The 6,410-nt window shown below is 69.4% G+C and carries 8 protein-coding genes; 3 read left to right on the forward strand and 5 right to left on the reverse strand.

Annotated features, from left to right (window positions below; translation table 11 throughout):
• The 3 genes from KBY67_RS14620 to KBY67_RS14630 all read right to left on the reverse strand — a co-directional run.
• A partial coding sequence (locus KBY67_RS14620; protein WP_255111821.1) for a phosphatidate cytidylyltransferase occupies positions 1–682 on the reverse strand: 682 nt, incomplete at its 3' end.
• A complete protein-coding gene (cbiT, locus tag KBY67_RS14625; RefSeq protein WP_255111822.1) occupies positions 679–1,347 on the reverse strand; it encodes a precorrin-6Y C5,15-methyltransferase subunit CbiT in 669 nt (222 codons plus the stop codon). The genes cbiT and KBY67_RS14620, both read right to left, overlap by 4 nt.
• Positions 1,348–1,359: 12 nt before the next feature.
• The gene (locus KBY67_RS14630; RefSeq protein ID WP_255111823.1) at positions 1,360–2,739 is read right to left on the reverse strand and encodes an aminotransferase class I/II-fold pyridoxal phosphate-dependent enzyme; all 1,380 of its coding nucleotides are present in this window, start codon (positions 2,737–2,739) and stop codon (positions 1,360–1,362) included.
• 161 nt (positions 2,740–2,900) lie between these two features.
• On the opposite strand from KBY67_RS14630, the gene KBY67_RS14635 reads away from it, so the two are divergent.
• From KBY67_RS14635 to KBY67_RS14645, 3 genes are all read left to right on the forward strand, one after another.
• Entirely contained in the window at positions 2,901–4,514 is a 1,614-nt protein-coding gene (locus KBY67_RS14635; RefSeq protein ID WP_255111827.1) for an AarF/ABC1/UbiB kinase family protein, read from the forward strand.
• Between the two features lie 61 nt (positions 4,515–4,575).
• Positions 4,576–5,043: a hypothetical protein gene (locus KBY67_RS14640; protein WP_255111824.1), complete on the forward strand. Its 468-nt coding sequence runs from the start codon at positions 4,576–4,578 to the stop codon at positions 5,041–5,043.
• A gap of 20 nt (positions 5,044–5,063) precedes the next feature.
• Positions 5,064–5,681 carry an alpha-ketoglutarate-dependent dioxygenase AlkB gene (locus KBY67_RS14645; RefSeq protein WP_255111825.1) on the forward strand — a complete coding sequence of 206 codons (618 nt, stop codon included), beginning with the start codon at positions 5,064–5,066 and terminating at the stop codon, positions 5,679–5,681.
• Between the two features lie 19 nt (positions 5,682–5,700).
• On the opposite strand, the gene KBY67_RS14650 is transcribed toward KBY67_RS14645, so the two are convergent.
• The gene (locus KBY67_RS14650) at positions 5,701–5,961 is read right to left on the reverse strand and encodes a hypothetical protein (protein ID WP_255111826.1); all 261 of its coding nucleotides are present in this window, start codon (positions 5,959–5,961) and stop codon (positions 5,701–5,703) included.
• 3 nt (positions 5,962–5,964) lie between these two features.
• Positions 5,965–6,410: sigma-70 domain-containing protein (locus tag KBY67_RS14655; protein ID WP_315855608.1), on the reverse strand; the 446-nt coding region annotated here is incomplete at its 5' end.

The following is a 6,410-nucleotide window of genomic DNA, read 5'->3' on the forward strand; positions in this document are numbered from 1 at the left end:
CCACCACCCAGCCCCAGCGCCAGCCCAGCAACAGGCCGCCCACCACGCCCACCAGCACGGCACTGACCACACCTCCGAGGGCTCCCTCCACCGTCTTGCCCGGGGAGATCGGCGAGAGGGGATGGAGCCCGAAGCGGCGGCCGATCATGTACGAGCCGATGTCGGTGGCCACCACCATCAGGCAGGCCATCAGGGTGAGCGCCATTCCAGGGGTGAACGGCCAGCCGGCTCCCTGCAGATGGGGGGCCAGAGCTGGATCGAGCAGATCCCGCAACCGCAGCCAGTGGCTAGGCAGGAAGCCCAGATAAAAAAGGCCGAAAATCGAGGCGGCGATGTCGGCGATGGTGCCGGTCACGGGCTGAAGCAACAGCCAGCCGCAGATCACCGCCCCCGACACCGGCACCACCGAGGCCGCCAGATCCACCGCCATGCCACCGCCGCTGGCCCACTGGGTGGCGAACAGCAGCAACTGGCAGGCCACCAGGGTTGTCTTGGTGGCGGGCCGGATGCCCTTGAACTGGGCCAGCCGGAAAAACTCCAGCAGCCCCAGATGCACAATCACCCCCACCGCCAGGGTGAACCACCAGCCCCCCAGGCCCACCACCACCAGGCCGAAGCCCCCCGCCGCGAAGCCACTGACCAACCGTGAAAGCGACGTGCGCGGCCGTGAACCCTGACTCACCCGTGACGCTCGGCTGCGATCAGAAACAGGGGCTCAGCCGCCGCCAGGCGTGCCTGGCTGCCACGGCGCTGCATGCGATGGACCGTTGCCTGAACCACCTGCACGTCGTGGGCCTCCAGTTGCCCCAGGGTATCGGTCGCATCCACGAGGCCCTCCAGGCTGGCGGTGCTGATCACCAGCCGTCCCCGGGGCTGCAGCGCCGCCCAGACCGCACGCAACACACTGGGCAGCGGTCGGCCCACCTCCAGCACCACCCGGTCGGGGTGCGGCGGCAGCAGGGAGAGCCCATCGGGGGCCTGGCCGGCGTGGATGTGCAGGTTGTCGATGGCCAGGTGGCGGCGGTTGCACTCCAGCAGCTGGATCGCCTCCGGATCCCGCTCCAGGGTGTGCACCTGGCCCAGGGGCATCAGTCGGGCGATCTCCAGGGCCAGGGCCCCGGTGCCGCCGCCCACATCCCAGACCGTGGAATCGGCCCTGGGGCGCAGATGGGCCAGGAGCATCACCCGCAACTCCATCGGCGTGGGGCTGAAGCCCGGGGCGTCATCAAAGGCCTGGTCGGGCAGCCCTGGGGTGACGAAATCCCACTGGAAGGCAGGTTCAGGCTCTGGTCGCCGCCCCCTATCACTGGGCTGGCCAGGAGCTTCGCCTCGCTGCCTCGGGCCCATCCGCAGCGCCCATCAGGCCACAACCTTCACCGTATCAGCGATCTGACCAGGCCAGAGACGCTGCTGCTCCAGTAACCATTCCAGCCGCACCCCATCGATCCGCTCGCCGGGAATCAACAAGGGGATACCCGGGGGATAGGGACAGATCGGCTCCGCCGCCAGCCGCCCCAGCGCCTGCCCCAGGGCAAGGCACTGCTGGGGCCGCCTCCAGGCTTCGCCCGGGGTCAGCTCAGGCTCCGCCAGGGCGGGAATGGGTGGTGGCGAGAAGGGGGGGAGCGCAGCCCCACCCAGGGCCTCTCGCAGCTGCTGGAGCCGGGCGGGCAGCAGCCTGAGGGCCCGCCGCGGTGGCCTCTCCCCCAGGCAGAAGGTGAGGCAGCCGGGCTCGGGCAATTCGGCAATCACGCCCCGCTGCAGCAGCCAGGCGTCGGCCGCCAGACCATTGATGCCCAGGGCGGCGCTGTGGAACACCAGGCGCAGGGGGTCCTGGGTGGCGGCCAGGGGCAGGCCGGCCGCCGCCAGGGCCTGCCGCAGCGCCTGCGCCCGCTTCAGGGCCAGGCGCAGGCCGCGATGGCCGGCGGCGCTGTGGCGGTGCGCGAAAGCCGCCGCTGTGGAGGCCAGCAGCAGGGCACTGGGGCTGGAGGTCTGCAGCCAGAGCAGAGAGCGCTCGATCGCCTCCTCACTCACCCGCCCGCGGCGCAGCAGCAGGGCAGCGCTCTGGGCCAGCCCGCCCGCGCTTTTGTGCAGGGACTGCACCACCAGATCAGCCCCGGCCGCGATCGCCCCCATCGGCAGGCCCGGCTGACCGAAGTGGGCCCCATGGGCCTCATCCACCAGCACTGGCAGCCCATGGCGATGGGCCACGGCGATCAGCTCCCGCAGATCCCCCGCCAGACCCTGGTAGGTGGGCTGCACCAGCACCAGCGCCGCCAGGGGCGGGGCCTGCTCCAGGCGCTGCTGCAGCCAGGCCGGTGTCGGCGGTAGCCACAGCCCGGTGGCCGGATCGAAGGGCAGATCGAACAGCACCGGCCGCAGGCCGCCGAGCACGCAGGCATGCAGCAGGCTGCGGTGCAGATTGCGGGGCAGCAGCACCCGCTGGCCGGGGCTGGCCAGGGCCAGCAGGGCCACCTGCAGCATCCCGCTGGCTCCGTTCACACCGAACCAGCAGCGATCGGCTGCGCAGAGGCGGGCGCACTCGGCCTGATCGGCGGCCACGGCACCTCCCAGCTCCAGCGGCCCGCCGATTTCAGGCAGCTCCGGCAGATCCCAGCGGCCGGGCCGACGCATCAGCAGCAGCCGGCGCAGGCCAGGCGCCAACCCCCGGCCGCGCCCATGGGCGGGCAGGTGCAGATCCAGCCGGGGGGAGGCCTGGCGCAGGGCCGACAGCAGAAGCATCACCAGCCTTGGACTTTCTAGAGTCTGGGGTCACCACCCCAGGCGCCGCAGGAGTTCCTCCCATCACCGCCAGCTCCTCTGTGCGCCCGGCCCCGCCGGCGCGCCCCGCCCGGGTCGAAGGACCCCCGCCCCACTACGAGCCCGCCGCCGACCTGCGCTGGATGCTGCTGCGTCCCTGGATCCTGGTGTCGCGCCTGCTGGTGGTGCTCTGGCAGCTGGGCTGGCTGGCCGTGGTGCTGGTGGTGCAGGGCAGCAGCAGCGAGCGCGCCGTTCAACAACGGCTGGGCCGCCGCATCCTCGAGACCCTCACCCAGCTGGGTCCCTGCTTCATCAAGGTGGGACAGGCCCTCTCCACCCGCCCCGATCTGGTGCGCCGCGACTGGCTCGACCAGCTCACCCAGCTGCAGGACAACCTGCCCCCCTTCCCTCACCAACTGGCCCTCGCCGAGATCGAAGCGGAGCTGGGGGCACCGCCCGTTCAGCTTTTCGAGTATTTCCCCCCCTACCCCGTGGCGGCGGCCAGCCTGGGGCAGGTGTACAAGGCCGAGCTCACACCGGGCCAGTGGGTGGCGGTGAAGGTGCAACGGCCCAACCTGGCCTACATCCTTCGCCGCGATCTGGTGATCGTGCGCCTGCTCGGGGTGCTCACCGCGCCCTTCCTGCCCCTGAACCTGGGTTTCGGCCTGGGCGACATCATCGATGAGTTCGGCCTCACCCTCTTTGAGGAGATCGACTACCGCCGCGAGGCCGATAACGCTGAGCGTTTTGCGGCCCTCTTCGCCGACAACCCCGCCGTGACGGTGCCGCGGGTGGAGCGGCAGTTCTCCAGTCGCCGGGTGCTCACCACCAGCTGGATCAACGGCATCAAGCTGCAGGACCGGCTGGAGCTGGAGTCACATCGGCTGGAGCCCGATGCACTGATCCGCACCGGCGTGACGGCCGGCCTGCAGCAACTGCTGGAGTTCGGCTACTTCCACGCCGACCCCCACCCCGGCAATCTCTTCGCCCTGCCGGGGCGCACCGGCGCCATGGGCCATGTGGCCTACGTCGATTTCGGCATGATGGATTCGATCAGCGACGCCGATCGCCTCACCCTCACCGGCGCGGTGGTGCATCTGATCAACCGCGATTTCGAAGCCCTTGCCGGCGATTTCCAGACCCTGGGATTCCTGCGCCCCGACGCCGACCTCGCCCCGATCGTGCCGGCCCTGGAAACCGTTCTGGGTGGCCAACTGGGGGAGAGCGTGGGCTCGTTCAACTTCAAAGCGATCACCGATCGCTTCTCGGAGTTGATGTTCGACTACCCCTTCCGGGTGCCGGCCCGCTTCGCCCTGATCATCCGGGCGGTGGTGAGCCAGGAAGGGCTGGCCCTGCGGCTCGATCCGGGCTTCAAGATCATCCGCGTCGCCTATCCCTACGTGGCCCGGCGGTTGCTGGCGGGCGACACAGCTGAGCTGCGCGAGAAGTTACTGGAGGTGCTCTTCGATCGCCGGGGCCACCTGCAGCTGGAGCGGCTCGAAAGCCTGCTGGGGGTGGTGGAACAGGACGACGCCAACCCCAATCTGCTGCCGGTGGCCGGTGCCGGCCTGCGCCTGCTGCTCGGCCCCCGCGGCGGCAGCCTGCGCCAGCGGCTGCTGCTGATGCTGGTGCGCGACAACCGCCTCAACACCGACGACCTGCGGGCCCTGATGGGGCTGCTGCGGCGCACCTTCTCCCCCGCCAAGCTGGCGGGAGGGGTGCTGCAGCGGCTCAACCCCCTGGCTCCGGCCGCCTGATCAGCAGGGGCACCCACCTGCTGATCGCTAGGGTCAGCGACATCTTCTTGGCCCCTTGCCCGTGATCAGCGATCCCACCGGTTCAGAGACCCTGGCCAAGGGGTACGCAGCAGGCTCGTTCGCCGATTTCGACGGGGCCGACATCCTGTTGGAGTACGTGCCGGTGGGGCAGCCGCCGTTCTTCCTGGCGGGGGTGGGATTGCTGATTGCGATCCTCTGTGGCCTCACCTTCTCGCGCCTGGTGCAGAACCGCCTCGACGGCTGGAAGCAGGACCGGCTCAACCTGCTGCCCCTGGCGGTACCTGAAACCGTCACGTCCTACGCGGGACTGATCCTGGGGGTGACCCTGTTCATCGGTGGCAGCCTGCAGGTGTTCGGCTTTGGTGGCGGTACAGCCCTGTTGGTGGCCCTGTTGCTCTCCCTGCTCACCGGTGGTGCCCTCTGGGTGCAGCTGGAGGGTCTGATGCGCCAGGTGCAGGACGGCAGCTTCAAAGCCGTCGACTTCGACAACTTCGATCAGTTCTTCTGAGCGCACAAGCGCCTGACTTGATGGAGCCAGCTGGCCTGATCCTCCAGTGGCAGGCCCCTGGCCTGGCCCTGCGGTTCTGGCCGAGCTGGGCCAGCGATGCCGATCAGCAGCTGAGGCGGTTGCAGCAGGAGGTCCCCTGGCGGCAGGAGTCGATCACCCTCTTTGGCCGCAGCCAGCCCCTGCCGCGGCTCACCTGCTGGGTGGCGGATGCTGGCTGCACGTACCGCTACAGCGGCCTGGCCAACGAGCCTCAGCCCTGGTCGGCAGGGCTGCTGGAGATCCGGGAGGCACTGGAGGCCAGCCTGGGCTGGCGCTTCAACTCGGTGCTGCTCAACCGCTACCGCGACGGCAGCGACGCCATGGGCTGGCATACGGATGATGAGCCGGAGCTGGAGCCGCAGGCACCAATCGCCTCGCTGAGCCTTGGGGCCAGCCGCAGCTTTCGCCTCAAACCTCGAGCGGGCGGGGCCGGGTCTCCTGAGCCCATCAGCATGGAGCTGGGCCACGGGGATCTGCTGGTGATGGACCCCCCCACCCAGGAGCACTGGCTGCATGCTCTGCCCCGGCGGCTGCGGGTGCGGCAGGAGCGGCTGAACCTCACATTTCGGCTGATCCGGACTCCGGCCAACAGCCTTTGATCAGGCTTCGCTGGCCAGTTCAGGCTTCGCTGCCGGCCAGCTCCAGCATCGCCAGCGTGACAGGGATCGTCTCCAGGGCCTCCTCGTTGTCAAGGAAGGCCTCGAAGGAGCGGTAGCGGCAGACACACGGGGGGGGATCACCTTCGACCTCGGCCTGAACCCAAGCCTCCGGCCAGCTCAGCTCCTTGGGGCGGACCTGGATGTAACAGGCCAGAGCCTCCTCCAGGTCGCCGGCATCAGCGATGCATTCCCCACGCCAGTAGACCTCGAAAAACGGCATGGCTCAGGCCACCAGGTAGCCCTCAAGGCGGCAGGAACGGGAGCGAATGCCCTCAAGGGCACGGCGCTCCAGGTTGCGGGTCTTGTCGCGGCTCATGCCCAGGGTGCGGGCGATGGAGGTGAGGCTCATCGGTTCATCGCCATCGATGCCGTAGCGCATGCTCAGCACATTTCGCTGCAGCTCAGGAAGCTGCTCCAGCAGCGCTCGCATGTCGCCCCGCAGGCACTCGCTGTCCACGCTCTCCGCCGGCAGCCTTCCGTCCCCCTGCAGCAGGTCCAGCAGTTCGGTGTCCTCTCCGTCGCCCACCTTAGTCTCCAGGCTCACCGGTTGCCGCGCCCGGCAGAGCAGATCCTTCACCTCCTCCTCCGGCAGCTCCACAGCCACCGCCAGTTCCCCCAGCGTGGGCGTACGACCCAGTTCCTGGCTCAGTTCCCGCTGGCCCTTCTTCA

This window comes from Synechococcus sp. RedBA-s (assembly GCF_024345495.1).
Lineage (GTDB): Bacteria > Cyanobacteriota > Cyanobacteriia > PCC-6307 > Cyanobiaceae > Regnicoccus_A.